The 26,305-nt window shown below is 65.4% G+C and carries 25 protein-coding genes; 6 read left to right on the forward strand and 19 right to left on the reverse strand.

What is annotated here, in order from left to right:
* Positions 1-44 precede the first annotated feature (44 nt).
* The 5 genes from AC4D1W_RS09315 to AC4D1W_RS09335 all read right to left on the reverse strand — a co-directional run bounded on the left by AC4D1W_RS09315 (position 45) and on the right by AC4D1W_RS09335 (position 3,706).
* Positions 45-143 (reverse strand): 30S ribosomal protein bS22, encoded by a 99-nt coding sequence (locus AC4D1W_RS09315; protein ID WP_003792170.1) that lies wholly within the window; start codon positions 141-143, stop codon positions 45-47.
* A gap of 197 nt (positions 144-340) precedes the next feature.
* A complete protein-coding gene (locus tag AC4D1W_RS09320; protein WP_490889962.1) occupies positions 341-553 on the reverse strand; it encodes a helix-turn-helix domain-containing protein in 213 nt (70 codons plus the stop codon).
* 133 nt (positions 554-686) lie between these two features.
* Entirely contained in the window at positions 687-1,787 is a 1,101-nt protein-coding gene (locus AC4D1W_RS09325; RefSeq protein WP_490889963.1) for a 3-deoxy-7-phosphoheptulonate synthase, read from the reverse strand.
* Positions 1,788-2,052: 265 nt separating this feature from the next.
* Positions 2,053-2,502, reverse strand: coding sequence for an ArsR/SmtB family transcription factor (locus tag AC4D1W_RS09330; protein ID WP_490889964.1), 450 nt, complete (start codon positions 2,500-2,502; stop codon positions 2,053-2,055).
* A 55-nt stretch (positions 2,503-2,557) separates the two neighbouring features.
* Complete coding sequence (locus tag AC4D1W_RS09335; protein WP_490890419.1) at positions 2,558-3,706, reverse strand: acetoin utilization protein AcuC; 1,149 nt, start codon at positions 3,704-3,706, stop codon at positions 2,558-2,560.
* A 180-nt stretch (positions 3,707-3,886) separates the two neighbouring features.
* Between AC4D1W_RS09335 and AC4D1W_RS09340 the strand changes: the two genes are divergently transcribed.
* Positions 3,887-5,299: a TrkH family potassium uptake protein gene (locus AC4D1W_RS09340; protein ID WP_490889966.1), complete on the forward strand. Its 1,413-nt coding sequence runs from the start codon at positions 3,887-3,889 to the stop codon at positions 5,297-5,299.
* A gap of 22 nt (positions 5,300-5,321) precedes the next feature.
* Positions 5,322-5,960 carry a potassium channel family protein gene (locus tag AC4D1W_RS09345; protein WP_490890421.1) on the forward strand — a complete coding sequence of 213 codons (639 nt, stop codon included), beginning with the start codon at positions 5,322-5,324 and terminating at the stop codon, positions 5,958-5,960.
* Between the two features lie 6 nt (positions 5,961-5,966).
* Here the strand turns inward: AC4D1W_RS09345 and proC are convergent, their stop codons facing one another.
* The 4 genes from proC to AC4D1W_RS09365 all read right to left on the reverse strand — a co-directional run bounded on the left by proC (position 5,967) and on the right by AC4D1W_RS09365 (position 12,674).
* Entirely contained in the window at positions 5,967-6,812 is an 846-nt protein-coding gene (proC, locus tag AC4D1W_RS09350) for a pyrroline-5-carboxylate reductase (RefSeq protein WP_490889968.1), read from the reverse strand.
* Between the two features lie 256 nt (positions 6,813-7,068).
* Positions 7,069-8,055: a Ppx/GppA family phosphatase gene (locus tag AC4D1W_RS09355; RefSeq protein ID WP_490889970.1), complete on the reverse strand. Its 987-nt coding sequence runs from the start codon at positions 8,053-8,055 to the stop codon at positions 7,069-7,071.
* Positions 8,056-8,123: 68 nt separating this feature from the next.
* Positions 8,124-10,883, reverse strand: coding sequence for a type I DNA topoisomerase (gene topA / locus AC4D1W_RS09360; protein WP_490898580.1), 2,760 nt, complete (start codon positions 10,881-10,883; stop codon positions 8,124-8,126).
* A gap of 204 nt (positions 10,884-11,087) precedes the next feature.
* On the reverse strand, positions 11,088-12,674 hold the full coding sequence (locus tag AC4D1W_RS09365) for a DUF7059 domain-containing protein (RefSeq protein WP_490898684.1): 1,587 nt from the start codon (positions 12,672-12,674) through the stop codon (positions 11,088-11,090).
* A gap of 294 nt (positions 12,675-12,968) precedes the next feature.
* On the opposite strand from AC4D1W_RS09365, the gene srmL reads away from it, so the two are divergent.
* Complete coding sequence (srmL, locus tag AC4D1W_RS09370) at positions 12,969-14,081, forward strand: PheS-related mystery ligase SrmL (RefSeq protein WP_490898581.1); 1,113 nt, start codon at positions 12,969-12,971, stop codon at positions 14,079-14,081.
* 13 nt (positions 14,082-14,094) lie between these two features.
* On the opposite strand, the gene trhO is transcribed toward srmL, so the two are convergent.
* Entirely contained in the window at positions 14,095-15,012 is a 918-nt protein-coding gene (gene trhO, locus AC4D1W_RS09375) for an oxygen-dependent tRNA uridine(34) hydroxylase TrhO (RefSeq protein ID WP_490889977.1), read from the reverse strand.
* Between the two features lie 97 nt (positions 15,013-15,109).
* Between trhO and AC4D1W_RS09380 the strand changes: the two genes are divergently transcribed.
* Positions 15,110-15,760 carry a GNAT family N-acetyltransferase gene (locus tag AC4D1W_RS09380; protein ID WP_490889979.1) on the forward strand — a complete coding sequence of 217 codons (651 nt, stop codon included), beginning with the start codon at positions 15,110-15,112 and terminating at the stop codon, positions 15,758-15,760.
* A 59-nt stretch (positions 15,761-15,819) separates the two neighbouring features.
* Entirely contained in the window at positions 15,820-18,174 is a 2,355-nt protein-coding gene (locus tag AC4D1W_RS09385) for a DEAD/DEAH box helicase (protein WP_490898582.1), read from the forward strand.
* A 28-nt stretch (positions 18,175-18,202) separates the two neighbouring features.
* Here AC4D1W_RS09385 and AC4D1W_RS09390 read toward each other — a convergent pair whose 3' ends face one another.
* From AC4D1W_RS09390 to ssd, 7 genes are all read right to left on the reverse strand, one after another.
* Positions 18,203-18,571: an Rv3654c family TadE-like protein gene (locus AC4D1W_RS09390; RefSeq protein WP_490898583.1), complete on the reverse strand. Its 369-nt coding sequence runs from the start codon at positions 18,569-18,571 to the stop codon at positions 18,203-18,205.
* Positions 18,568-18,915 (reverse strand): TadE family type IV pilus minor pilin, encoded by a 348-nt coding sequence (locus AC4D1W_RS09395; RefSeq protein ID WP_490889985.1) that lies wholly within the window; start codon positions 18,913-18,915, stop codon positions 18,568-18,570. Before AC4D1W_RS09395 ends, AC4D1W_RS09390 begins: the two co-directional genes overlap by 4 nt.
* 27 nt (positions 18,916-18,942) lie before the next feature.
* Complete coding sequence (locus tag AC4D1W_RS09400; protein ID WP_490898584.1) at positions 18,943-19,233, reverse strand: DUF4244 domain-containing protein; 291 nt, start codon at positions 19,231-19,233, stop codon at positions 18,943-18,945.
* 228 nt (positions 19,234-19,461) lie between these two features.
* Positions 19,462-20,025 carry a type II secretion system F family protein gene (locus tag AC4D1W_RS09405; RefSeq protein WP_490898585.1) on the reverse strand — a complete coding sequence of 188 codons (564 nt, stop codon included), beginning with the start codon at positions 20,023-20,025 and terminating at the stop codon, positions 19,462-19,464.
* Positions 20,022-20,744 carry a type II secretion system F family protein gene (locus tag AC4D1W_RS09410; RefSeq protein WP_490898586.1) on the reverse strand — a complete coding sequence of 241 codons (723 nt, stop codon included), beginning with the start codon at positions 20,742-20,744 and terminating at the stop codon, positions 20,022-20,024. The genes AC4D1W_RS09405 and AC4D1W_RS09410 overlap by 4 nt, the downstream gene beginning before the upstream one ends.
* A 1-nt stretch (position 20,745) precedes the next feature.
* Positions 20,746-21,936: a TadA family conjugal transfer-associated ATPase gene (locus tag AC4D1W_RS09415; protein ID WP_490889992.1), complete on the reverse strand. Its 1,191-nt coding sequence runs from the start codon at positions 21,934-21,936 to the stop codon at positions 20,746-20,748.
* Positions 21,933-23,000, reverse strand: coding sequence for a septum site-determining protein Ssd (gene ssd / locus AC4D1W_RS09420; protein ID WP_490898587.1), 1,068 nt, complete (start codon positions 22,998-23,000; stop codon positions 21,933-21,935). The genes AC4D1W_RS09415 and ssd overlap by 4 nt, the downstream gene beginning before the upstream one ends.
* 115 nt (positions 23,001-23,115) lie before the next feature.
* Here ssd and AC4D1W_RS09425 point away from each other — a divergent pair, with 115 nt between their 5' ends.
* Entirely contained in the window at positions 23,116-24,822 is a 1,707-nt protein-coding gene (locus tag AC4D1W_RS09425; protein WP_490889997.1) for a bifunctional 3'-5' exonuclease/DNA polymerase, read from the forward strand.
* Here AC4D1W_RS09425 and AC4D1W_RS09430 read toward each other — a convergent pair whose 3' ends face one another.
* The gene (locus tag AC4D1W_RS09430) at positions 24,823-25,506 is read right to left on the reverse strand and encodes an NUDIX hydrolase (RefSeq protein ID WP_490898588.1); all 684 of its coding nucleotides are present in this window, start codon (positions 25,504-25,506) and stop codon (positions 24,823-24,825) included.
* On the reverse strand, positions 25,503-26,282 hold the full coding sequence (nth, locus tag AC4D1W_RS09435; protein ID WP_490890002.1) for an endonuclease III: 780 nt from the start codon (positions 26,280-26,282) through the stop codon (positions 25,503-25,505). The genes AC4D1W_RS09430 and nth overlap by 4 nt, the downstream gene beginning before the upstream one ends.
* Positions 26,283-26,305: the final 23 nt, after the last annotated feature.

Below are 26,305 nucleotides of genomic sequence, written 5' to 3' on the forward strand. Positions count from 1 at the left end.
TAAATGCAAAACCGGTCCGCCTGACTGGCGGACCGGATGCGATGCTACTTTTTGTTGCGGCGCTGGTGGCGGGTCTTCCGAAGCAGTTTGCGGTGCTTCTTCTTCGCCATCCGCTTGCGGCGCTTTTTGATTACTGAACCCATAAAGTCCTCACAAACTATTGATTCCGGTTCCGGACAACCTCTACCGCATCAACTGCGGCAGGGACGCTCGAATCTGACAAAGACGTACATCGCGATGACGTACATCATGCGGCCGTGCTAACGGCCGCCTACGCAAAACGCTTCTTAACAGAGTACCCGCTCAAACCGGCCTTCCTGACCGGCCCCGCCCGGAGCCCCTAGCCGGTACCCGACTCGCCCTCCACCGTAGCGGAGCGCAGGTACTGCTGCACGGCGGATTCGGGCACCCGGTACGAGCGCCCGAACTGGACGGCCGGCATATCCCCCGAGTGCACCAACCGGTACACGGTCATCTTCGACACCCGCATTACTTTCGCGACCTCCGCAACCGTCAGGAAGCGCACATCGGAAAAGTTGCTCCCGCTCGTCATCTCACCACTGTCCTTATTCTCTGGAGCTAACCCTGAGATGGCGTCCACCGACAACGGATGGAACGCCGGACGGCGTGTCGCCTTGAGACCGTAGGATTATCCGTCTACGGAGATACTCTAGTGGTTGGTGTGACTAAAGTGAAAGCTCAGGCTGGTTACGATTGGCCACAGTACGACGACGGCGCGCGCCCCTTGCGAGATCACCCAGCACAGAAGCGGTGACGCCCCACCCCATGCATCCATCGGTGACGCTCTGACCGTACACAAGCTCGCCGCGCGCGCTCACATCCAGCTTCTGTGCCCCCTCGACGAGGAAACTTTCCAGCATCACGCCGGCGATGGTATCCGTGCCTGCCACGGCTTCCGCCAACTCCCTTGCGACCTCCGCCTGCCGCCGGTGATCCTTGCCGCTGTTTGCATGGCTTGCATCCACGATCAGCCTCTCGTTCAGGCCCGCCGCGGCTAGCCTGGCTGACGCGTTCGCCACGTCGCCGGGGCCGTAGTTCGGGCCGTCGGACCCTCCGCGCAGGATCAGGTGGGTGTCAGGATTCCCGGTGGTCGAGACGAGAGATGCCCGCCCCTCGTCGTCGACGCCCAGGAAAGCCTGCGGCGCACCGGCGGCAGCGCAAGCATCCAGCGCCACGCTGATACCGCCGTCGGTGCCGTTCTTGAAGCCAACCGGCATGGACAGGCCCGAGGACAACTGTCGATGGACCTGGCTCTCCGTGGTCCGGGCGCCGATCGCGCCCCAACTGACCAGATCCGCAATGTACTGGGGGCTGATCGGCTCGAGGAACTCCGTGCCCAGCGGAAGCCCGAGGGCTGCGACATCGTGAAGGAATCCGCGGGCGGCGCGCAGGCCGGCGGCGATGTCGTGGCTGCCGTCGAGGTGGGGGTCATTGATAAGCCCCTTCCAGCCCACCGTGGTTCGTGGCTTCTCGAAGTAGGCCCGCATGACCACCAGCAGGTCTTCACGGTGCATGTGCGCGGCATCGGCAAGCAGGCGGGCGTACTCGAGGCCCGCGTCGGTGTCATGGATGGAACATGGGCCGACGATGACGAGGAGGCGGTCATCCACCCCGTTGAGTACGGCCCTGATCTCTTCGCGTGAACGGCGAACAGAATCAGCGATCTCGTCGGTGCCTGGCAGTTCGGCGATCAGTGCGGCAGGCGTCGGCAGCGGTTCAATCCCCCGGACGTTGACGTTGGAGGATGCTGTGGCGAGGGTTTTCATGGGTCCCGGCTTTCGAAGAGGGTTCTTCGGCGGGACTGTCCTGCAGAACCCGCCGTGGAAACGACGAAGGGCAGGAAGCGTGTCCTGCCCTGTTGGCTCTGAAGGTGTTGGTCAGCGTACTAAGCCGCGGGCTCCTCCAGAGCCAACGCAAAATACGCATACCAACGGGTTGTCATGGGACTGAGCGTAACGGTCGAGGTGCAGATTGCAAAACACCGGTGCCCAATTGTGACCGCCGGGGCGTCACACGGCCTGCCCGCAGCAACTACTCCTTGCGGCGTCGCAGCTTGGGAAATTGGGACAGGAGGTCTGCGGCACGCTCGGCAGCCCTGCCCACGGTTCGTCCGAACGGCTGGGAACCATCGGGCTGCGCGAGGCCGGGAGTCACGGGAACAAGCTCCCCGAGCTCAGGTTCAATGACGGCCGGCGCCAGCGATGAGTTGATTTGTACTACGGGCAACTGGAACTCGGCGAGCCAGGAGGCGATTCCCTGCAACGGTTCTGGATCGAGCGAGTAGAAACGCTTCTGACCCTGCGCCCGCATGGTGACAAGCCCTGCTTCCCGCAGAACTTTGAGGTGCTTGGAAACGGTGGGTTGACTGACCTCTAATTCAAGCACCAACTCGCCTACCGCTTTGTCCCCGTCCCGCAGCGATGTCAGGATCTGACGGCGGGTGGCTTCGGCGATGACGGCGAACACATCATCCATGACCATCCCATTACCATAACCGTATATATCGAAAGCGGCATCCCTCGCCTGCGCCGGGAGGTCAGTCGAACCAGGGGTCCAGTCCGTGGAGTGGGAAAACGGCCTTGCGTGTCGCCATGACCGATCGATCCAGGTGCTCATTGGGGTCGAACCCGGCTTCCCATGACTGCCACCAGGTGTCGGAACCGTCACCCATCAATTCGGGCGCATTGCGGCCGAAGCGCTCGGCGACGTAGGTCCGCCAGGGGGCGGGCACCGGCGTCGTCAGGGTGATGTCGGCACCGGCTGCCACGGCCGTAAGGAGGGTCCACGAGCGCGGGACCACCGACGTTATGTTGTACCCGCCGCCGCCTGTGGCGATCCAGCGTCCTTCGCAGTACCTGGAGGCGAGGTCGCGGACGGCGACGGCGGCCGCGTGCTGGGCATCCACGGTGATGCGCAGGTTGGTGAGCGGGTCCTCGACATGGCTGTCACAGCCGTGCTGACTCACTATCACCTCGGGTTCGAATGCGGCGGTCAGTTGCGGCACCACCGCGTGGAAGGCACGCAGGAAGCCGGAGTCGCCCGTGGTGGTGGGCAAGGCAACGTTGACCGAATACCCGGACGCGGACGGTCCGCCGATCTCGTTCGAGAAACCGGTCCCGGGGAAGAGGCTCATGCCGGTCTCGTGGATGGAGATGGTCATGACGCGCTTATCATCCCAGAAGATCTCCTGGGTGCCGTCTCCGTGGTGGGCGTCGACGTCGAGATACAGGACGCGCTTCACGCCGCCATCCAGAAGTCGCTGCACCGCGGCGGCCGCGTCGTTATAGATGCAGAACCCGCTGGCCCTGGCACGGCCGGCGTGGTGCAGTCCCCCACCGAAGTTCACAGCGTGCTGGACTTCACCGGAGAGAATCGCATCGGCTGCGGCGAGTGAACCGCCAACCAGCCGGGCGCTGGCGGAGTGCATGCCCGCGAAGGCCGGGGTGTCGTCCGTTCCGAACCCTGCCGTTCCGTCGGCGGCGTCCGGGTCGGCGTCGGCTGCCTTGACCGCCTGTACATAATCAGCGTCGTGCACCGTGAACAGACTGGCGTCGTCAGCCACCTGCGGCGCCTCGACCGCGACCTGCGGGAGATCGAACAGACCGACTGCCCGGACAAGCCGTGCGGTAAGGTCAAGCCGCTGCGGATTCATCGGGTGATGGGCGCCGAAGTTATACGCGAGCATGGAGTCGTCCCACACCACCTTGGTTGCAAAGGCAGTTGCAAGGGCAGGAGCGGGGGTACTGGCCACTCCTGCAGGCTACGCGATTCGCACCGGTCCTGCCCACAGTCCTTGGTCGGAAGTGATTTACTACTCGGAGGACTGTGAGCGGCAACCCCACCTGATCGGAGCGGAACAGCAAGGATGGCACGAGAACACCCCTCGTGGTTGGGAGGGGACGACCAGGTCCGCCTGCGATTGCTGGGCAGGGCGCGTGACTTCATCGATGGTATCGTCAACAGTTCCCCCGCACGGGTTTCCCTGCTCGTCTTCTTCGTAGTCGTAATGATCTTCACCGCGTTGCTGAGCCTGCCCTTCGCAACACAAACAGGCCAGGTGACGCCTCTCCACGATGCCCTGTTCACCGCCGTTTCCGCAGTGTGCGTCGTCGGACTGACTGTTGTGAGCACACCGGACTACTGGTCCTTCTTCGGCCAGGTGATCATCCTGATCGGCATCTTCGTTGGGGGCCTTGGCACAATCACCCTCGCCTCGTTGCTGGCTCTCGTGGTGAGTAAACGGCTTGGCGTGCGGGGAAAACTCCTGGCGCAGTCTGCCCTGAACAACGCAAGCCTTCTGGGCGAGGTCGGCACCCTGCTGAGGATCGTTATCACCACCTCTGTTGTGGTGGAACTGGTCCTCGCGCTGGCTCTGATCCCGCGGTTCATCATCCTCGGCGAGCCGTTCTGGGAGGCCGTGTGGCACGGGAGTTTCTACGCCATCTCCGCCTTCAACAACGCGGGATTCGTTATCCACTCCGACGGGCTGCTTTCGTACGGCACGGACCTCTGGATCCTGACGCCCATCATGGTCGGCGTCTTCGTCGGCAGCCTCGGGTTCCCCGCGATTCTCATCCTCGTGCAGTACCGCCACCACGTGCAGAAGTGGACCCTGCACACAAAACTGACCGTCAACGTTTCGGTGATCCTGCTCGTCGTCGGAGCCGCACTCTGGGCAGCCATGGAGTGGACCAATCAGGACACCATAGGGAACTCAAGCGCGAGCGACAAGATCATCCACTCTGTTTTCGCGTCGATCATGACCCGCTCCGGTGGATTCAACACGGTGGACCAAAGCCTCATGGAGCCGACGACAATGCTCCTGACGGACGCGCTTATGTTCGCCGGTGGCGGGTCGGCGTCGACCGCGGGCGGTATCAAGGTGACGACCATCGCCGTGATGTTCCTGGCAATCGTCGCTGAAGCCCGCGGTGATTCCGATGTCAGCGTCTACGGCCGGAAGATCCCGCAGGGCGCCATGCGGGTGGCCATTTCCGTCATCTTCACGGGTGCCACGATTGTCCTGATTGGAACCGGCCTTATCCTGTGGATCTCGGGAGTAGAGCTCAACCGGGTACTCTTCGAGGTGATCTCGGCTTTTGCCACCTGCGGTCTCAGCACCAACCTCAGCGCCGAACTCCCACCTGAAGGCAAGTACGTTCTGTCAGCCCTCATGTTCGCCGGGCGCCTCGGAACCATCACCGTTGCTTCGGCGCTGGCCCTGCGCCAGCGCAGTACGCTCTACCACTACCCGGAAGAGAGGCCCATCATTGGCTGAGAAACCAGCACACAACGCGCCCGTGCTCGTGATCGGGCTCGGACGTTTCGGCTCCGCGACCGCGGCGCAGCTTGTGAAGCAGGGGCGCGAGGTTCTCGCGATCGAAAAGGACCAGGAGTTGGTCCAGAAGTGGTCCGGAACCCTGACCCACGTGGTGCAGGCTGACGCCACCAACGTTGATGCGCTTCGCCAGCTTGGAGCGCAGGAGTTCCCGGCCGCCGTCGTCGGGGTCGGCACCTCGATCGAGGCGAGTGTCCTCATCACTGCCAACCTTGTGGACCTCAATATCGACAACCTGTGGGTCAAGGCCATCACGCCGTCACACGGCAAGATCCTCAAACGCATCGGCGCGAACCACGTCATCTACCCCGAGGCCGACGCCGGCCAGCGGGCCGCCCACCTGGTGGGCGGCCGGATGCTGGACTTCATCGAGTTCGACGACGGCTTCGCCATCGTGAAGATGTACCCGCCGAAGGAGACACAGGGGTTCACCCTCGGCGAGTCAGCGGTGCGTTCGAAATACGGCGTCACGGTGGTCGGCGTGAAGTCCCCGGGCGAGGACTTCACCTACGCGCGGCCCGACACCAAGGTCACGAGCCGCGACATGCTCATCGTTTCCGGGCACGTGGATCTCCTCGAGCGGTTCGCAGCGCGACCCTGAGAATGGTTATCCGCCGAGCTCGCGGGTGATTGCAGCGGCACGTTCCGCCGCCGCACGCGCCCCGGCAGCAACGATGTCAGGCAGTCCCTGCTCGTCGAAGGTCGCAATGGCACGCTCGGTCGTACCGTTCGGGCTCGTGACAGCCTTGCGCAGGGCAGTTGCATCGGCACCGTCCTCCGCCAGCATGAACCCGGCTCCCGCGACTGTCTGGGTGGCCAGCAATTTCGCCAGATCCTCGTCGAGGCCAAGCTTCATCCCGGCGGCGGCCATCGCTTCGGCGAGGTAGAACGCATATGCCGGGCCGGAACCGCTCACCGCGGAGAGCGCGGCGACCTGTTCCTCCGGGATTTCGACGACGGTGCCCGCGGCACTCAGGATAGTGCGCGCCTGATCCATCAGCTCGGAGGTCGCGTTGCTTCCCGGAGAGATGGACAGCACCCCACGGCCAAGGCTCGACGGCGTATTGGGCATGCTGCGGATCACCGGCTGGCCCTCAGGCAGGGCCGCCTCCAGCATGTCGATCGAGATCGCGGCCGCAACGCTGATCACCACCGTTCCCGGCTTCAGCGCGGGCGAAATTTCCCGTGCAAGGTCGAGGATACCGACCGGCTTCACTCCCAGCAGTACGACGTCGGCCCCAGCCGCCGCTGTGCGGTTGGCGCCTGGCTCTTCGGTGGACGACAGTACGGACACGCCGTGTCGTTTCGAGAGATTCGCTGCCTTCTCGGGATCCCTCACGGTAGCTGTTACCTGCGCCGGGGGAAGCCCGGCAGCCAGCAGGCCCGTGAGGATTGCGCCGTTCATGGAACCGCAGCCGAGGAATGAAATGTGCTGTGGAATGTTGATAACCATCGGCCCATCGTGTCATGACTGAACGATTCCCAGCATCCTCACAGTGTGTTCCGGGGTGCAGTTTCACGAAATAGCAGTACAGTCGTTATTACCTCATAAAGGTGCGAGTGATGAGGCCGGGCTCTCCCTGGCCCGGTCCGTGCCGGTGAGCCGCAGCAGTGTTTCCCCCAACCACGCTGACGGCTCACCGGCACTTCCTTATTCACCTCAAGTGTGGTCCTGCACCCGCGTGGTCCTGCGCCTGCCGGCTCACTGTTCACGGCGCTCCCAGACGCACGTGGCCTACTCCGACGGACGGCATGGGCTCTTCCGCCTCGAACATGAGGGTGTCGAAGCGCCTCAGGATCAGCCCTTCACGCAGAGCCCACGGGCAGATGTCCATTTCCTTCACCTTGAAGATTTCAAAGGCTGCCTCAGCGACCAGCGCCCCCGCAAGCACCTGACGCGCACGCAGTTCGGAGACTCCGTCCAGGTTGGCCCGGTCAGCGACGGACATCGCCTCCAGACGTTTCGCCCACAGAGCGAGGTCCTGGAGCCGAAGCGTGCGGCGGACAAACGGCCCGGCCGCGGACGGCGCTGCCCCCGCAATGCGCGCCAGGGACCGAAAGGTCTTCGATGTCCCGGCAACGAGGTGGGGTTCGCCAAGGCTGGTGAAGCTTCCGACGGATTCCTTGAGGGTCTGGCGGATGTAACGGCGCAGCTTTTTGACGTCGCGGGGTGCCGGCGGATCACCGGGGAGCCATTCCCGGGTGAGGCGGCCCGCGCCGAGCGGCACCGAGCGCGCGACCTCGGGGAGCTCATCGTGGCCCATGGCCATTTCGAATGAGCCCCCACCGATATCCAGGTTGAGGATGGATCCGGTGCTCCAGCCGTACCAGCGCCGCACCGCCTGGAAAGTCATGGCAGCTTCCTCGTCTCCGGTGAGCTCCTGCAGGACCACCGACGTCTCAGCCTCTACACGTCTCAGGACTTCCTCACCGTTCCCGGCTTCCCGGATGGCCGAAGTACAGAACCCGAGGAAATCCTCGGCGCGATGATCGGACGCGAAGGCACGGGCCTGCCGGATAAAGCCGACCAGCTCCTGCTGACCTTTATCACTGATTCTGCCCTCGGAATCGAGGAAGCTCACCAGCTGAAGTGGCCTTTTATGGGAAGCGTAAGGCACCGGCCGTGCTCCAGGGTGTGCATCCACCAAGAGGAGATGCACCGTATTGGATCCGATATCAAGGACGCCTAGCCGCATGACCCCATTATGTCGCGCGCCGGTTGCCCAGGCTCAATCGACCGGCAAGTGGCCCAGGGACGGGCCGCTCACTTCCGGGCGGTGGCCTTGCGCTTGGCCGGCGCGCGGCCACCTGACTTGCGGGGCGCCGGGCCCTTTGCACGCTTTTCAGCCAGCAACGCCACGGCGGTTTCGCGTGTCAGTTCCTCGATCGCAGTGGACCGCGGGACGGTAATGTTCGTGACGCCGTCCGTAATGTACGGACCGAAACGGCCTTCCTTGACCACGATCGGTTTTTCGGACACAGGGTCGTCACCGAACTCCGCAAGCGGCGGGGTGGCGGTCCGTCCGCCACGCTGCTTGGGCTGGGAGTAAATTTCCAGCGCCTGCTCCAGCGTGATGGTGAAGATTTCCTCTTCCGAGCCGATCGAGCGGGAGTCCGAGCCCTTCTTCAAGTATGGCCCGAAACGCCCATTCTGGACAGTGATCTCGTTGCCCTCAGCATCCTTGCCCAGGACGCGGGGAAGGTTCATGAGCTTCAGGGCATCCTCGAGGGTGACCGTTTCGACGGACATCGACTTGAACAACGATCCCGTTCGCGGTTTCACCTTTACAGGCTTCTTGGGCGGTTTGGGCTTGCCGTTCTTGTAGTACTCCACCGGCTGGTTCGCCAGGTCCTCGGCTGTGGGCTCCGGAATAATTTCAATGACGTAGGGACCGTAGCGCCCATCGCGAGCCACGATGTCCCGCCCGGTTTCCGGGTCGGTTCCCAACACGCGTTCCTCGGACGCGGGGCTGTTCATCAGCTCCACGGCTTTCTCGGCCGTCAGTTCGTCCGGCGCAAGATCCTCAGGCACGTTGGCACGCTGGGGCTCGGTGCCTTCAGGGGCGTCCTCCGACAGCGGTTTCTCCAGGTAGGGCCCGAACTTACCGACGCGCAGGACAATGCCGTCCGCGATTTCCACCGAGTTGATGCGTCGGGCGTCGATCTCGCCGAGGTCATTGACAATGGTGCTCAGCCCGGTTTCCTTGCCGTCACCGTAATAGAAGTGGTTGAGCCACTGGACACGGCTCTCCTCGCCGCGTGCAATGCGGTCCAGGTCTTCCTCGAGTTCGGCGGTGAAGTCGTAGTCGACGTAGTCGTGGAAATGCTCCTCCAGCAGGCGGACCACGGAGAATGCGATCCAGCTTGGAACGAGGGCCTGGCCGCGCGTGCGGACGTAACCCCGGTCCATGATGGTGGAGATGGTGGCGGCATAGGTGGAGGGCCGCCCGATCCCGCGTTCTTCGAGCACCTTGACCAGCGAGGCTTCGGTGTAGCGCGGGGGTGGTGAGGTCTCGTGCCCGACCGGTTCGATGGATTCGGCACCCAGGGCGTCACCGGCGGCGAGGTTCGGCAACCGGCCGCCCTGTCCGGGCTGATCGGCTCCGCCTGCTGCGTCATCCTCATCGCGGGAGGCGTCCCGTCCCTCCTCATAAGCGGCCATGAAGCCGCGGAAGGTGATGACCGTCCCGGAGGCCGAGAACTCGGCGTCCTTCCCGTCAGGCGTGCGCGCTCCGAGGCGCACCGACGCCGTCGAGCCCTTGGCGTCTGCCATCTGGGAGGCGACTGTGCGCTTCCAGATGAGTTCGTAGAGCTTGAACTCGTCTCCGTGCAGCCCCTTGGCTACCTGCGCCGGTGTGCGGAAGGAGTCGCCCGCGGGGCGGATAGCTTCGTGGGCTTCCTGCGCGTTCTTCGACTTTCCCTTGTAGACGCGGCGTGCGTCTGGAACATACTCGGCGCCGTACAGCTCAGAAGCCTGGCGGCGGGCAGCGTTGATCGCCTGGTCACTCAGCGCCGGCGAATCCGTACGCATATACGTGATGTAGCCGTTCTCGTACAGGCGCTGGGCAACCTGCATGGTCACGCGCGAAGAGTAACGCAGCTTGCGTGCGGCTTCCTGCTGCAGCGTCGAAGTGGTGAACGGTGCGGCCGGACGGCGTGTGTACGGCTTGGTGTCGACCGAACGGACCTCGAAAGCCGCCTGCTGCAGGCCTTCGGCCAGGCTCCGTGCGGCTGCCTCGTCAAGGAGGGCAACGCTCTGCGACTTCAGCTGGCCGAGGTCACTGAAGTCCTTGCCGGTTGCCACGCGGGTTCCGTCAACGGAGACGAGCTTCGCGCTGAAGGCCTCCCCCTTCGAAGCATCTTCCGGCGAAAAGGTGCCGGTGAGGTCCCAGTACGACGCCGCGCGGAAAGCCATGCGCTCACGCTCACGTTCGACAACAAGCCTCGTGGCGACGGACTGGACACGTCCGGCGGAAAGTCCGCGAGCAACCTTGCGCCACAGGACCGGTGAGATTTCGTAGCCATAGAGGCGGTCGAGGATGCGCCGGGTTTCCTGTGCGTCAACCATGGGGATGTCCAGGTCACGCAGCTCTTCCATTGCGCGCTGAATGGCTTCCCTCGTGATTTCGGGGAAGGTCAACCGGTAGACGGGCACCTTCGGCTTCAGCACCTCAAGGAGGTGCCATGCAATGGCCTCACCCTCCCTGTCACCGTCAGTTGCGAGGTAAAGTTCGGTGGCGTCCTTGAGCGCAGCCTTGAGCTCCGCGACGCGCTTCTTCTTGTCCGTCGACACGACGTAGTACGGCTCGAAATCATTCTCGATGTCCACAGCGAACTTGCCGAGCGAACTCTTCTTCAGCTCCGGGGGCAGATCCGAAGGCTGGGGAAGGTCGCGAATATGGCCCATCGATGCGGTGACCTCGAAGCCTTCACCGAGGTAGCCCGCAATCGTCTTGCTCTTGGCCGGAGACTCGACGATTACGAGTTTCTTGCCGGGCTTCTTGTCCGTTGCCTTAGCTGGCACTTCACTCCTCGATACAGGTGCTTCTTAAACAGCAGAACAACCGCTCATTCTGAGCTCAATATTTGTATTGGTGGGCGTCCTGCCCTTCACAGTATGCGGTATGCCTACCTGCACTAGGGTAACGGCTTGACCGGAGGCACCTCGTCACGGGGAATCCCGCTGTGCATAATCCAACAGCACCGAACCCACTCCCGGACGGTTGTATCAGCGGCCGTCGGACACCGAAACGGGGACCAGGAAACCGTCCTCGACCAGGTTGCGCACGTCCGCCAGAAGTGCAACCCGGAACTCGTCGTCGTCACGGTCCAACAGCGCCGCGAGGGCACCGGTGATCTGGCCGGCGGTGAGGTCGCCGTCGCACGCGGAAACGAAACCTGCCAGCTCCGTACTGAGCAGGGTGGTGCGGCGGAAACCAGCGCCCTGCCGCAGCAGGATCACGCCCGGATGCTCGGCTCCGGGGCGCTGATGCCGCTCCTCGGTGACGTCGTCGGCAACGAGCAGATGCTCGGCTGACAGGTCCCGGCAGGCACCGAGCCAGTCGTGGCGCAGGACCGCCGTGCTGACGTGCGGGCCGATGGGTTGCTCGAGGTCGTAGGTGATCTCCTCGAAGAGACGGAGGGTCGCCGCGCCGTCGGAGTTCCGCAGCCACACCATGCCGAAACCGACGTGCTCCACTGTTCGGGATGCGAAGTCGGACAGGTAGGTGCCGAAACGCTCAGCGAAGCGGGCCGGGTTCCGGTTTTCAGCGGCGTCACGGAGCCACGTCTCGGCGTAGTGGGTGGGCGTAACCTGCTCGCGCTGGATCACCCAGGCGTCGGCGGTGTCCGGCAGCCAGCCCGCTATCCGGGTTTCCCAGGATTGCCCTTCCGGTATTTCCCAGTTCCCGAGAAGCTGGGCGGTCCCGCCCGGTGACAGGACAGCCGGAACGGCACGGAGAAGCGAGGACACGATGTCGTCGCCTGCGAGGCCTCCGTCGCGGTAGGTGAACTGATCCTGAGCCGTCTCACCGGCGCTGCGCGGGGTGATCACGAATGGCGGGTTGGACACGACCTGGTCGAATATCTCCCCCACCACCGGTTCCAGCAGGCTCCCGAGACGCAGCGAGACACGGGCCTCAAACTTCGCCGGATCGATCCCGAGCGCCGAGGCATTCAGCAGCAGGTTGAACCTGGTGACTGCGAGCGCACGTTCGGAGACGTCGGTGGCCGTGACGTGCTGGGCATGGGCGAGCAGGTGAAAGGTTTGGATTCCGCAGCCGGTGCCCAGGTCCAGCGCCCGTTCCACCGGAGCACGCGCTGCGAACTGGGCGAGTGTCAGCGACGCCCGGCCAATGCCAAGCACGTGATCGTTCCGAAGCACTCCCGGCCGGACGTGGGAACCGAGGTCCGATGCAACCCACACGTCACCGCCGGTGTCCGACGAATAGGGGCGCAGGTCCACCGAGGCGCGGAGGCCGCCGTCGTGATCCTCTACCAGTCCCAGCGCGAGCAGACCGGCGGCACCGACCGAAGGGAGCGCGCCGTCGAGCGACGCGGCGGGCACCGTCTCTCCGAGCAGGAAAACAAGCACGACGGCGGCGAGCCGGCTTCCGGTGCCGGCGTTCCCGGCGGCGCGGGCAGCGAGGAGCGCAGGCACCGCCTGGTCCCGTTCAAGCGCCGCATAGGCATCGGGGCCGACCAGATCCGCGACGCCGTCGACGGTGTAGTCCGCCGTCCGGAAATCCACGGCGAGACGGTTCAGAAGGTCCTGGTCGTCGCTTTTCGGGGCATCGGGGATAGCGGCAAGGTTCATCACTGGGCAAGTTTATTTGCGAACGGGACGCCCGGTTTGCTTGGCCTCCCCGCCGTCCACATTTTCGGTCGAAAACGACGACGCCGCCCGATCATCGCGCGAACCTGAACATTTCGCTCGAAAATGTCCTCGCGTACCATGGACCCATGCACGCAAACCAGCGATTTATCAGCCCCCGGCCGCCTGTCGGCCGTGAGGGCTCTGCGCTGCGCGTCTAACTCCAGCTAAGTCCACACGGTGTCCGCGGCCGGGGGTTCTCTCCTACGAACCCTCCCCGCTTCCGAAGGACCAGCCATGTACCTCACCATTCCTCAGCTCACCTCCGCCCTCTCTGTCCGCGACCTGACCGATCCCGGGCAGGGTCCGCACGCCATGCAGCAACTGCTCGACGGCATCGTCACCCGGTTGACGCAGGCCTGGAGTATTCCCGCCACGGTGCACCGGACCACTCCCCTCGTTGCAACGGCGGACAACTATGACCGACTGGGCTACGCGCCCGACGACGTCACCCGGGACGCGCGCTACTCGCGCCATGCCAGTCCCACCGTCATGCTCCGAAGCCACACTTCCGCCGGAATCCCCGCGGTACTGGACTCGCTCGCTCCGATCCACGACCCGTATGACCGGCTTCATGTCCTCCCCGGGCTGGTCTACCGCCGCGACGCGGTGGACCGCACCCACGTCGGCACTCCGCACCAGATGGACCTGTGGCGGTTGAAGGCCCGCGGTCTGCTGAGCGAGACGGACCTGCACGGCATGGCCGCCGCCGTCGTGGACGCGGTGCTGCCCGGCGCGCGCTGGCGTGCGGTGCCGGCGACCCATACCTACACCTCGCACGGCATGCAGATCGATGTCGAGACTCCGGCCGGCTGGCTGGAACTGGCGGAGTGCGGCCTGGTGCGCGCGGGAATCCTCCGGAACTCCGGGCTGGATCCCCGCCGTTGGAGCGGCCTCGCACTCGGGATGGGACTGGACCGGGCCCTCATGCTGCGCAAGAGCGTGGACGACATCAGGCTGCTGCGCTCGCCCGACCCCCGTGTCTCGGTACAGATGCTCGATCTGGAACCGTGGCGTCCGGTGTCGCTCATGCCCGCCGTCCGGCGGGACCTCTCCGTCCTGTGCGGGCCGGGTGCGGACGAGGAGACACTCGGGGACGTCGCCCGGGAAGCGCTCGGGAAGGACGCCGACGTCATGCAGTCGCTCGCAATCCGCACGCGGACGCCGGTGGAGCAGTTGCCGACCGCCGCCGTCGTACGCCTTCACGCCCGGCAGGGGCAGGTGAACCTGCTGGTCCGACTCACACTGCAGGCGCTGGATCGCACCCTGACTGACGCCGAGGCGAACGCGCTGCGGGACCGTGTGTACCTCGCGCTGCACGAGGGGCCGATCCTTGAACTCACCGGCTGAGGTCAGGCTGAGGTCAGGCGGCGCCGACTGCAGTGGCTTCGGCCTCGTCCGTTTCGCAGCCCTGCGGACAGCGCAGCGTGGCGGGATCTGCGGCGCAGTCGGCGCAGTACAGGGTGAGGTTGCGGCAGCTCAGGTTCGAGCAGTTCTCGAACTTGTTGGTGGGCGCGGAGCAGCGCACGCACTTGCCGATCGTCTTCGCGTCCCTGGTGAACTCGACGTGCATGCGCTTGTCGAATACGTACAGTGAGCCTTCCCAGAGACCTGAATCGCCGTATGTCTCGCCGTAGCGCACAATGCCGCCCTGCAACTGGTACACCTCGTTGAAACCGCGGTTGACCATCAGGCTCGAGAGCACCTCGCAGCGGATGCCGCCGGTGCAGTAGGTGACCACGGGTTTGTCCTTCAGGTGGTCGTACTTCCCCGATTCGAGTTCGCTCACGAAGTCATGGGTAGTGTTCACGTCCGGGACGATCGCATTCCTGAACTTCCCGATCTGCGCTTCGAGGGCGTTGCGGCCGTCGAAGAAGACGACGTCGTCACCACGTTCATCGACCAGCTGATGCAATTGCTCCGGCTTGAGGTGCGTACCCCCGCCGACGACCCCGTTCTCATCAACCTTCAGCTCACCGGGCGCTCCGAAGGACACGATTTCCTCGCGGACCTTGATGCTGAGCCGCGGGAAGTCCTCGGCGCCGCCCTCCGACCACTTGATGTCCATCTTCTTGAAGGCGGGGTACTCGCGCGTTGCCTTCACGTACTGTTTGACGGCGTTCAGCTCCCCGCCGACGGTACCGTTGATGCCGTCCTTGGAGATGAGGATTCGTCCTCGGAGCCCCAGCTTCTCGCACAGGGCGCGCTGCCACAGCCGGAGGGCTTCGGGATCTGGCAACGGAGTGAACGCATAGTACAGAACAATTCGGTTCATTGACACGCATTAAAGGGTACCGGCGCGCAGGCGTCAGGTCTCAAATCGGCAACCTCTTGGCTGAGCTATGTTCAACCGGCCTGCCCGCCACTATCGTTCAGGCATGGGAGCCGCTCTTTCTGAAGAACTCGTCCGCACGTGGGTTTCCGGCTGGGCTAAATGCCGGGGCTATAAGACACAGGACAACGGCCGCAGCATGTCCGTTCTTCTCACCGACCAGCAGGACGACCTCGAAACCATCATCTACGAGCCCACGATCGGCGAGTACCTGGAACTCGCCAATCTGACCCGCGACGATTCCTCCCGTGTGCTCACCGTCGTCACCAACCGCATGCACGACCTCATCAATGCATCTTCTCCCCTTCAGCTGCGAATTACCGACTATCAGCAGGCCCTGATGTGCGCAGACATGGACGGACAGGATGTGGAAGACCCGCGTCACCCGGACGACGAATTCAAACTCGAGCACATCCGGGAGGCGGACTGCCGGCGCGTTTCAGTGACAGTGAACGGCGAAGAGGTGGCACAGGGTTCTGTAGCCAAAGAGGATGATCACGCAGTCTTTGACCGCATCATCACTGACCCAAACTATCGCCGACGGGGCCTGGGCAGTTTCGTGATGCGCGCGCTGACAGCCGCGATCCTCGAAGACGAGGTGGACACCGGGCTGCTGATGGCGTCCGAAGACGGACGCCACCTGTACCAGCACCTGGGCTGGACGTATCTGGCTGACGCCTTCGTGATCCGTCGCTGACCCTTGGCAGCCAGACGGTGAACCCGGTTTGATTTGTGCCGGGGTGACAAAATAGCCAGGTGGCTGCCCATGATTCCCTGATTCCGCTTCTTGGCGGCGTGGATCCTGAGCAGCTTGTTCACATCCGGCATCTTCCCGCCCGCGACGCGGTGTACAGCGACTGGCCGGAGTGGGTTCACCCCGATGTGATGGAGGCGTACCGGGGACGGGGAATTCAGGAGCCGTGGAAGCACCAGAGCGCTGCCGCGGATGCCGCTCACGCAGGCTCGCACGTCGTCATCGCCACGGGCACTGCGTCCGGGAAGTCCCTCAGCTACCAACTGCCTGTCCTGGATGCGATCCACCGTTCCGCACTGGCGGAAAAGGTCTCGCTTGAGCCGGCCGGCGCCGTCGCGCTCTATCTGTCGCCGACGAAAGCGCTGGCTGCGGACCAGCTCTCCGCCATCTCGTCCCTTGGGCTGGCTACCGTCCGCGCAGACACGTACGACGGCGACACCGACCCTGGCGCGCGACGCTGGATCCGCGACCACGCCAATCTGGTGCTGGCGAACCCGGACATGCTCCACTACGGGATCCTTCCAAATCACGCCTGGTGGTCGCGGTTCTTCCGGCGTCTCACCTACGTGATCGTGGATGAAGCCCACAGCTACCGCGGCGTCTTCGGATCGCACGTTGCCAATCTGCTGCGGAGGCTGCGCCGGGTGTGCGCGTACTACGGGGCGGACCCGGTGTTCATCGGGGCGTCGGCGACCTCGGCTGCACCCGCGCAGTCCTTCGGGAAGCTCATCGGCGCACCGGTCAGTGCTTTCAGCGAGGACACCTCGCCGCACGGGTCGACGACGGTAGCTTTCTGGGAGCCGCAGCTGACCGACCTTCGGGGTGAGAACGGCGCCCGGCAGCGCAGGACTGTCATCGCGGAGACCTCGGATCTGCTGGCAAACCTGGTGTCGGCGCAGGTCCGGACGATCGCCTTCATCAAATCGCGCCGCGGAGCGGAAAGCATCGCCGCCAACACCAAGCGGCTGCTCAGTGAGGTGGACGCGAAACTCCCGCCGCGTGTTGCGGCATACCGGTCGGGATACCTACCCGAGGAGCGCCGTCAGCTGGAGGCGGCACTGCGTTCCGGTCGGCTGCTGGGCGTCGCGAGCACGTCCGCACTGGAGCTTGGGATCGACATTTCCGGCCTGGACGCGGTCCTGGTGGCCGGCTGGCCCGGTACCCGCGCGTCGCTGCTGCAGCAGATCGGTCGGGCGGGCCGTTCCGGCCAGGACGCGCTTGCCGCCTTCGTCGCCAGTGATGATCCGCTGGACACTTATCTGGTCCATCATCCGGAATCGGTGTTTGACGTTGGGGTCGAGGCCACGGTGTTCGATCCCGCCAATCCCTATGTCCTTGGACCGCATCTGTGCGCAGCCGCCGCAGAGCTGCCGCTGACCGTCGAGGACCTGCCGCTCTTCGGCGAGACCGCGCCGGCGCTGCTGGATCAGCTGGTGGATCAGGGGTTGCTGCGCCACCGCCCTGCGGGCTGGTTCTGGACACATCCGCAGAGCGCTGCGGGCATGGTCAACCTGCGCGCGGACGGCGGTGGGCCCATCAACATCATCGAGAGTGACACTGGGACGGTACTCGGGACCATGGACTCGCCCCAGAGCCACTATCAGGCGCACACCGGCGCGGTGTACGTGCACCAGGGCCAAAGCTACGTTGTGGATGAACTGAACGAGCAGGACCATTGCGCGATGGTGACCCGTTCAAACCCGGACTACTACACGCAGGCACGGGACGTCACACAGATTGAGGTGATCTCTGAGCAACGCAATGTGCCGTGGGGTCCTATCCGGGTGTGCTTCGGGGAGGTGAAGGTGACCACCCAGGTGATTTCCTTCCAGCGGAAGGCGTTCGTTTCCAACGAAATCCTTGGCGAGGAGCCGCTGGATCTCGGCGCACGTGAGCTTTTTACGAAAAGCGTGTGGTTCGAATGTGATAACCAGCTGCTCGAGCGCAGCGGCATCACTGCGGCGGATCTTCCGGGCGCGCTCCACGCCGCGGAACATGCCGCCATCGGCCTGCTGCCGCTGGTTGCGTCGAGCGACCGATGGGATATCGGCGGGGTGTCGACCGCGCTGCACGCTGACACAGGACTGCCGACCATCTTCGTATATGACGGCCATCCGGGTGGCGCCGGCTTCTCCGAGCGGGGTTTCGAGGCGGCGGAAACGTGGCTCAGCGCGACTGCGGAGGCGATACGGGCGTGTGAGTGCGACACCGGTTGTCCCTCCTGCGTCCAGTCGCCCAAGTGCGGCAACCGCAACAACCCCCTGAGCAAGGACGGCGCGCTGGCCCTGCTCGACATGCTGCTGGCGCAGGCTCCGGACGGTGAGCCTGCGCCAGGCAACGGCATGCTCGACGCGTAGTCCTCCTTTCAATCAGGGAACGGGTCAATCAGGGAACGGGCGGTGGGCCTGCTCGTGCCCGCCCCGACGCCGGAGGCAGTGCCGGAATGGAATCCACCTCGGTGTGAACCTCGACTATGTGTCCGGATCCTCCCTCAACCGAGCAGCCCGTAAGCCGTGCGTTCTGGTGCCGGGCAACCTCCGCGGCGACCACGCACGGGTTCCCATCGCGGAGCCCCCTCGCGGCGTCGGCCGCCGCGAGGGCTGACAGGTCTGCTGCCGTTGCTGCCCTCGATGCCGCTACAGACGCCTGGGCGAACAGGACGACAACCGAGAGCAGCAGCACCGCGGCCATTGCGACACCCGCCATCAACGTTGTGCCGGCCCCGCTTTCCCGTCCCGGGTGGCAGCACGTCATTTCCGCTCCGGCACGGCAACTGCGCTAGCCGAGAGGTCGACGTCGAACAGGTCAAGCACGGGCACGTCAACAGTGGTCGATACGGTCACCGTGTTGAAGGCGTCCCCGGACTGAACAGCGATGTGCGCCTGCTCTCCGGCGATACGGCGGACAGTCGCCCCAACGACGGCGGCCGTCTCGCCTCGCATGACTTCACGGGCACCGGCCCTTGCCGCTTCCTCGATGCGCAGCTGGGACAGTCCCACTGCCGCAGCGGCGAGGACAACTGCCAACAGTGCAACCACCGCAGGAAACGCCACTGCCACCTCCGCTGTTACTGCCCCGTCCTCGGTGGGGTTCCTCACCTGCGATCCTGTCCGCCGCATGAAACGTCAGCCGAAGCTGAGGGCGCTGGTGATCAGCGACATGAGCATGCCGCGGATCTCCCCGCTCGACAGCACGGCGACGAGCAGTGCGGCGAAGCCCACAGCAGCCAGCGTTGCGATCGCGTACTCGGCGGTGGCCAGTCCTGCCTCTGATCGCATGAGCCCGGACCTCCTGCGGCCGGACTCAACGGTCTCGGGCCGCAGTGAGGTAACAGTCGCCAGCGGCGGTTCCTGGGCCGGGGATTCCCGCCGGTCCTCGTAGGCGGTTGTTGTTGCTGCGGTGGTGGAACGTGTCATGACAACTCCTTGGTTGATTGTTTCTTGTGGGTACTTCCGGGCTGCCGGGGCAGCGTGTGCCGTTCCGGCCAAACCGCGTCAGCGGCTGTTTCGAGTGTTTCGCGTGGGCGGGTTCAGAGCTGATGGAGAGGCCGCTAAGTGGACAAGTGCAGGCATTCCCGTGGGCTGTGGAGCATCAGACGGAGCGGACGCGTTCCGCTGCCGGGTTCACCCACGACGGGCAAGCTGTCAGCTGAAGGCGGGAAACAAACCGACAAGGATCGGGATGACGCCAAGGCACACAAATGCCGGCAAGGAACACAGGCCCAGCGGCACGACCAGCCGCACACCGAGAGCGGCAGCGCGCTGCTCCGCTTCCCGGTTCCTCCTGCGCCTGCACTGTGCGGCGTGCGCGGTGACCACGGCGGCGGACGGGGCTCCTGTTGTTCCGGCGAATCGCAGCGCATGCCCGAGTTCATGCGCGGCTTGGGTGCTCCCGGTGGAAGGGACCGCCGCCCACGCCACCTCCCAGGGCGCGCCAAGGTCCAGTGCTGTTTTGACTGCGGTCAGGGCAGCACTGACCGGCGGTGAGGATGAACGCGCGAGGACGTCCAGTCCCCGGTCCAGTGGTGATCCGACGGCGAGCATGGCTGCCATGAGATCCATCATCAGTGCCGGGTCGCGGAGCCCTTCCCGTTCAATCCCGACGGGATCGCTCCGCATACCGGCTGACCATCGATACCCAAGCGGGGGTGAACGGTGAAGCAGCCAACAGCCGGCCCAGAGGAGCGCCGCGACAAGTACACCGGTCATGCTGGTTCTCCTGCGGCTGCCCGAACGAGACGGCTCGACCAGATCCTGCCTGCCACCATGAGCACGAACCCGGCACATAACGCTGCGATGCCCGGCACAGAACCGAGGAGGACGGCCAGCGGGTCGACCCCGATCAGGTAACCGACTGCCAGTCCGAACAACGGCAGCCAGGAGAGCAGCCGGACGGTGGCGCGGGGACCTGCGAGCGCGGTGTCGCGGGCAGCATCGGAGTCCAGCTGGGATTCGCGCTGCACCGCATAACGCGCAAGGACGGCGGCCAGGGGCGCCCCGCTGCGCTCGGCAACCTCCTGGCATGCCGCCAGATCCTGCCAGAGCGTCCTCAACGCAGGATCACGAGTGCGGGACGCAGCTTCGCGCAGGACCTCCGGGACGCTGAGACCAAGCTGCGCAGCCTGATGGGCCGATTGGAGCGTCGGCCTGACCGCAACCGAGAACCCTGATCCTGTGTTGCCGTGGACGCCGAACGCATCACCCCACAGCTGCGAGGGGGTCCGTCCGGCCTGAAGAAGGCCTGTCAGTTGGTGGACGAACAGGGGAATTTCATGTGGGTCAGTCTTCGGACGTCTCTTCCGAAGGGGAGCCCGGGTGAGCGCAATGAAACTTCGCCGTCTGGACTCCGCGGCATTCAGTGGGCGGCGCGGCACTGCGAGGACCCAGCAGGCGGCGAAGATCAATCCGGCTACGAGTGCGCTGCTCAAGTCAGCGGCCCCGGTCCAGCTTCGCCGCCAGCATTTCCCACGCCGGTCCACGGTCCGACGTGGCGCCGTTTCGTGTCAGCGCTGCCCGGACCACCAGCTCACCGCCAGGAGCCTTCTCGACAACACCGATCTCCGAGACGGTCCGTCCGGGTCCGGCACGGATGACATGGATGACGACGTCGAGCGCGTTGGCTGCCTGCAGCGCCAGCGGTGCCGCCTCCATCCCGGCGAGGGCTGCGAGCGCCGACAGCCGGGCGGGGACACTCGTGGCCGAGTTCGCGTGGATAGTCCCGCCCGCGCCGTCGTGTCCGGTATTCATCGCTGCCAACAGTTCACGTACCTCGGCGCCGCGGCACTCACCGACGATGAGCCGGTCCGGCCGCATCCTGAGGGCCTGCCTGACCAGTTCGGCGAGGTCCACCGACCCGCTGCCCTCCACATTGCCGTGCCTGCTCTGGAGTCCAATGACATGGGGATGGGCAGGACTGAGCTCAGCAGAGTCTTCGACCGTGACCAACCGCTCATCGGGTCCGCTCAGTGACAACAGGGCGGCGAGCAGGGTGGTCTTCCCAGTGCCCGTGGCGCCGCTGATAAGGAAGTTCAGCCGCTTCCTCACTATCCCGCGCAGCACCGCGGCCATCTGGTGGTCCAGCGCACCCGAGGCCACCAGCTCGTCGAAGGAGAAGTGGCGTTGCCGCTGGATGCGAATGGACAGCAGCGTTCCGGCCGTGGAGAGCGGCGGCAGAACCGCATGCACCCGGAAACGGTCCAGACGCACGTCCACGCAGGGATTTCCGTCATCCAGTCGGCGCCCGCCCGCGGCAATGAGCCGGGCTGCGAGCGCGCGCACGTCCGCATCGTTCGCGAAGGTGAGGTCGGTGCGACGCAGGCCGGCGCCGTCGTCAACCCAGACGGCGCCCGGGCCGTTGACAAGAATGTCCGTCACCGCCGGATCCTCGGCGAAGCGCTGTAACGGACCGAGCCCCTGCAGTTCAGCGCGGACCCGGTCCAGCGTGCGGAAGGCTCCCTCGGAACCGAGTAGTCGTCCGGTCGATTGCACGGCGGCCGCCAGTCTGGCTCCTGTAACCGGTGCGGCCTCGCTCAGCACGGCGTCACGGACCTGCGCGACCATGGCCGCATCCGAGAGTTGGGCGGTTTGGCGGGCCCGGCGGGTCCTGACCTCCCGGTTCATGCGGCCGCCTTCAGCGTTTCAGGTAGCACGGCGTCGAGGACGGAACGCCCGAAGGACCGGACGGCTCGGTGACGTGCCGGTTCCAGGACCCTCCCCTGGTTCTCGGTGGCGGCAGCGGCACGAAGGTGAGGCAGGTAGCCGGCTCCCGGCACGCCGACTGCATCTGCAACCCTGCCGGGGTCGAGGTTCGGGCCGAGCGGACCCCGGACCACAGCCCGGACGGGAAGCGGCTGGAGCTGGGTCACCAGGGACCGCGCGGCCGAGATTGCCCGGACACGACCGGGAACCACAAGAAGGATGCTGTCGCAGTACGGAAGCAGGGACCCGTCCGCTGACCAGCCGCGCGCCACATCGACCACCGTGAGTTCGAATGCGGACCGCGCCGCCTCCATGATCGGGGGTACCGCTGCGGATGCGAGCACGCCCGGAACCGGCGGTTCGGTGCCCATCGACAGCAGTGAGAACCCGTCCATCGACGGCAGTGCGTGAACCAGCTGGTCCGGGTTCAAGGTGCCGCGAACCTCACCAAGGTCCGGCCACCGTACCCCGGGCAGTCCTTCACTGCCGAGGGCAAGCTCCAACCCACCGCCGAACGGGTCACCGTCAACGAGCAGCGGGCGCAGGCTCCGTGCTGCCGCACAGGCGGCAAGCCACACGCTGATGGTGCTGGCGCCTACTCCCCCTGCCGCGCCCAGCACTCCGACGACGGTTCCCTCATCCCTGGCGCGCTGGAGCATGCCCAGGTGTTCGGCCAGCCAGCCGGAAGCCTGTGGCAGGATCGCCACCCGATCCGCATTGCACCGCGCAGCCGCGGTCCAGGCGTTTGATTCCTCACCATCGAGTCCGACCACGATGACCGCACATCCCGGGACAGCGTGCCTCGCACTCTCGCTGTCCAGCAGCGCGACGGCGGGGCGCATCGCCAGAGCGTCACTTACCGAGGCGGCGCTGGCCAGCACCAGACCCGCAGCAACAGCAACGCGTGCCACCTCGTCGCGAATGCGTTGCGAGGAGCTGACCAGCACGACGGCGGCCGAATCAGCAGCCGGAATCCAGGAAGACATAGGGAAAGCCTGCGCGCCGGGAGAAGCCACGCCACGTCCGTGTACTGCGTATGTGGATATCTCCAGCAGAAGTGCAGGAATAGTCGGCGCCTCGGGGTGGGCAACAATAGGAGGCGTGTACATCGTCCTCGCGCCGCCATCGATCGGGCAGCGCATCAGCGGATCGGACGGTGCGCAGGTAGCGTTCCTGCCCCTGAACCCGGCGGGAATCCCAACTGCGGAGGCCGTAGTCGTTCCGGCAGACCAGCTGGCAGAGACGGTCCGCAGGCTGCAGCGTCCCGAAACCCGATGGGTCTGGGACAGCACCCGGACCTGGTATCCCGGCCTGCTCGCCGCCGGTATCAGTGTTGAGCGCTGCCATGACATCGCCCTCAGCCGCGAGATCATGCGCCATTCCCCGGACTGTGCCGAGACCGGCTACCGAAGCCGCCTGCAGTCACGACCGGCCGAGGCCGAGGACGCGAATCCCGGCCGTGCCTTGCCGCCCGTGGCGCCGTCGCCGCTCCAGGGCAGCCTGTTCGAGGCCGTTCAACCCGTAGCCGGCGCCGATGCACTCGAGGTCACGGAGGAGTTCGCGGCGCAGCAGCACGCGCTCAGGAACAGCAAGCGTCCGGCCCAACTGGCCCTGCTGCTGGCGGCCGAGTCTGCCGGCGCCCTGATCGCCGCGGAGTTGGAGTTCCACGGAATCCCGTGGCGCGCAGACATCCACAACAACCTGCTTGAATCGCAGCTCGGACTCCGCCCGAGGGAAGGTCATCGCCCCGCCGAACTCGAGCGGCTTGCCGGCGAGCTCCGCGCAGCCCTGGACAATCCACGATTCAACCCCGACTCCCCGCAGGAGCTCCTGCGCGCCCTTCACCGGGCCGGCATCGAAGTTTCGTCCACCCGATCATGGGAGCTCCAGCGCCATAACCACCCCGCAATCGCACCGCTGCTGCAGTACAAGAAACTCTCCCGGCTCCTCACCGCCAACGGCTGGACCTGGCTGGACACCTGGGTGCACGACGGCCGGTTCCGGCCCGAGTACGTCGTGGGCGGCAGTATGTCCGGGCGGTGGGCATCACGCGGCGGCGGTGCGCTGCAGATCCCCCATCAGGTACGCGACGCCGTCCGCGCGGACCCCGGCAACGTACTCATCGTCGCGGATGCCGCGCAGCTGGAACCACGGGTGCTCGCCGCGCTCGGCCGGGATTCCGCCCTGGCCGCAGCCGGACGCGGCCTCGACCTCTACCAGGGCATTGCGGACCAGGGATTCAGCGGCGACCGCGCCAAGGCGAAGGTCGCGATGCTCGGTGCCATGTACGGCGCAACCACGGGCGAATCCGGCCGTCTCATGCCGCAGCTCACCCGCACCTATCCGCAGGCAATCTCCGTGGTGGAGGCGGCGGCACGAACGGGCGAGGCGGGCGGCGTCGTCGCCAGCTTCCTGGGCCGCGGCTGCCCACCGCCCTCGGACCGGTGGCTCGCTGCGCAGCGCACCAGCAGCGCCGCGGAGCAGCAGCGGGCTGATTCCCTCGCGCGGTCACGCGGCCGCTTCACCCGCAACTTCATTGTCCAGGCGACCGCGGCCGAATGGGCCCTGTGCTGGCTGGCCGAATTACGACGCCGGCTGCGCACGGACACTGCCGACTTCGCCCGAGCGCACCTCGTCTTCTTCCTGCATGACGAGGTGATGTTGCACGTGCCGCGCGAACTCGCGGACCAGGTGTCCGCCATGGTCACCGAGGCCGCCCGCGCCGCCGCGCGGCTGATGTTCGGCGAGATCCCGGTGGAGTTCCCGGTGAGCGTTGTTGTGGTGGACTCCTACGCTGATGCGAAGTAGCTAAATGGGCGCGTCGCGTTCCCTGGTCTCATCCCAGGGCTGCGTCCAGCCCAACCCGTCGAAAAGCCTCGAAAGCAGCAGGCCGGTGAAGCCCCAGATCGTGATTCCGTCGATCGTGAAGGCCGGCGTGCTGTGGATACGTCCGTTCCGCCGGACCACCGCGGTGAAGCGCACCTCGGCTGAGAGCAGGTCAGCGACGGGTGCACGAAAGACGTGTGATGACTCGGCATGGTCCACCACGCGCACCGGCGTCGGCGAGGCCCACCACGCGAGCACCGGAGTCACCAGGTAATTGCTGACCGGGAGGCTGACCTCCGGGAGGGCGCCAAGGATTTCAACGCCGGCGGGATCCAGCCCGGTCTCCTCCTCCGCCTCGCGCAGGGCTGCAGCGGCGGGATCGGCGTCGCCGTCGTCAATTTTCCCGCCCGGGAAGGCCACCTGACCGGGATGGCTGCGCAATGTTCCAGCGCGTGTCACGAACAGGACATCGAGATCATCGGGCACCGCGGTGGAGTGGACCCTGGCCGGCCGATCATCGAGGTGCCCGAAGAGGATGAGGACGGCTGCGGCCCTGGCAGTTGCGATGTCCATGCCCCGCAGCTGCCAGGACTCGGTGGTATCCACACCAGGACCGATGGGTGTCGAACGCTCGGCGAAGGCCTTCAACTGGCTGTACGCGCTCATGGGCTCAGCGTGAACCCGGCGGCCAGGAGCTCGGCACGCGAGGCGCCCTCCCGCATGCGGCGGTGCAGCTCTTCGCGACCGGGCGCAAACTCGTACTTGAGCAGTTTCCGCGCCTTCTCCTGGTCCACCTCACCCTCGCCGTAGGAGGGGCAGAGCGCTGCCACCGGGCACGCGCCGCAGGCCGGCTTCTTGGCATGACAGATGCGGCGTCCGTGGAAAATCACTCGGTGCGAGAGCATTGTCCAGTCCTTCCGCTCGAACAGGGAGGCGACGTCGGACTCCACTTTCACCGGGTCGTCTTCCGTGGTCCACCCGAAGCGGCGGGACAGCCGGCCGAAGTGGGTATCAACGGAGATACCGGGTACTCCGAAGGCGTTGCCGAGCACCACGTTGGCCGTCTTGCGTCCCACACCCGGCAGGGTGACCAGGTCCTCCAGGCGGCCCGGCACCTCACCATCGAAGTCGTCGACGATCCTGGTGGCGAGCGCGAGCAGGCTCCGGGACTTTGCCCTGAAAAACCCGGTGGGACGGATCATGTCCTGGAGTTCGTCTTCGGGGGCTTCGGCGAGAGTGCGTGCATCGGGATAGCGTGCGAACAGCGCCGGCGTGGTCAGGTTGACCCGGACATCCGTGGTCTGCGCCGACAGGACAGTTGCGACCAGCAGTTCGAAGGGGTTGCGAAAGTCCAGTTCGGCGACCGCGTAGGGATAGGTGTCGGCGAGTTCGCGATGAATCCTGCGCGCGCGGCGCTTCAGAGCGATAGGTGATACATCCACGCTGACCCCGTCTTCCCCTTCCG

It is taken from the genome of Arthrobacter sp. TJ-170 (assembly GCF_058269305.1).

Bases quoted from the DNA above. Each gene is read 5' to 3' on its own strand.
- AC4D1W_RS09340 (WP_490889966.1), top strand. From the start codon at position 3,887: ATGGCACGAGAACACCCCTCGTGGTTGGGAGGGGACGACCAGGTCCGC.
- AC4D1W_RS09365 (WP_490898684.1), bottom strand. From the start codon at position 12,674: ATGAACCTTGCCGCTATCCCCGATGCCCCGAAAAGCGACGACCAGGAC.
- AC4D1W_RS09380 (WP_490889979.1), top strand. From the start codon at position 15,110: ATGGGAGCCGCTCTTTCTGAAGAACTCGTCCGCACGTGGGTTTCCGGC.
- ssd (WP_490898587.1), bottom strand. From the start codon at position 23,000: ATGTCTTCCTGGATTCCGGCTGCTGATTCGGCCGCCGTCGTGCTGGTC.
- AC4D1W_RS09430 (WP_490898588.1), bottom strand. From the start codon at position 25,506: ATGAGCGCGTACAGCCAGTTGAAGGCCTTCGCCGAGCGTTCGACACCC.
- AC4D1W_RS09315 (WP_003792170.1), bottom strand. From the start codon at position 143: ATGGGTTCAGTAATCAAAAAGCGCCGCAAGCGGATGGCGAAGAAGAAG.
- AC4D1W_RS09405 (WP_490898585.1), bottom strand. From the start codon at position 20,025: ATGACCGGTGTACTTGTCGCGGCGCTCCTCTGGGCCGGCTGTTGGCTG.
- AC4D1W_RS09320 (WP_490889962.1), bottom strand. From the start codon at position 553: ATGACGAGCGGGAGCAACTTTTCCGATGTGCGCTTCCTGACGGTTGCG.
- srmL (WP_490898581.1), top strand. From the start codon at position 12,969: ATGTACCTCACCATTCCTCAGCTCACCTCCGCCCTCTCTGTCCGCGAC.
- AC4D1W_RS09390 (WP_490898583.1), bottom strand. From the start codon at position 18,571: ATGACGTGCTGCCACCCGGGACGGGAAAGCGGGGCCGGCACAACGTTG.
- AC4D1W_RS09400 (WP_490898584.1), bottom strand. From the start codon at position 19,233: ATGACACGTTCCACCACCGCAGCAACAACAACCGCCTACGAGGACCGG.
- AC4D1W_RS09335 (WP_490890419.1), bottom strand. From the start codon at position 3,706: ATGCTCGCGTATAACTTCGGCGCCCATCACCCGATGAATCCGCAGCGG.
- AC4D1W_RS09325 (WP_490889963.1), bottom strand. From the start codon at position 1,787: ATGAAAACCCTCGCCACAGCATCCTCCAACGTCAACGTCCGGGGGATT.
- AC4D1W_RS09330 (WP_490889964.1), bottom strand. From the start codon at position 2,502: ATGGTCATGGATGATGTGTTCGCCGTCATCGCCGAAGCCACCCGCCGT.
- proC (WP_490889968.1), bottom strand. From the start codon at position 6,812: ATGGTTATCAACATTCCACAGCACATTTCATTCCTCGGCTGCGGTTCC.
- AC4D1W_RS09355 (WP_490889970.1), bottom strand. From the start codon at position 8,055: ATGCGGCTAGGCGTCCTTGATATCGGATCCAATACGGTGCATCTCCTC.
- AC4D1W_RS09415 (WP_490889992.1), bottom strand. From the start codon at position 21,936: ATGAACCGGGAGGTCAGGACCCGCCGGGCCCGCCAAACCGCCCAACTC.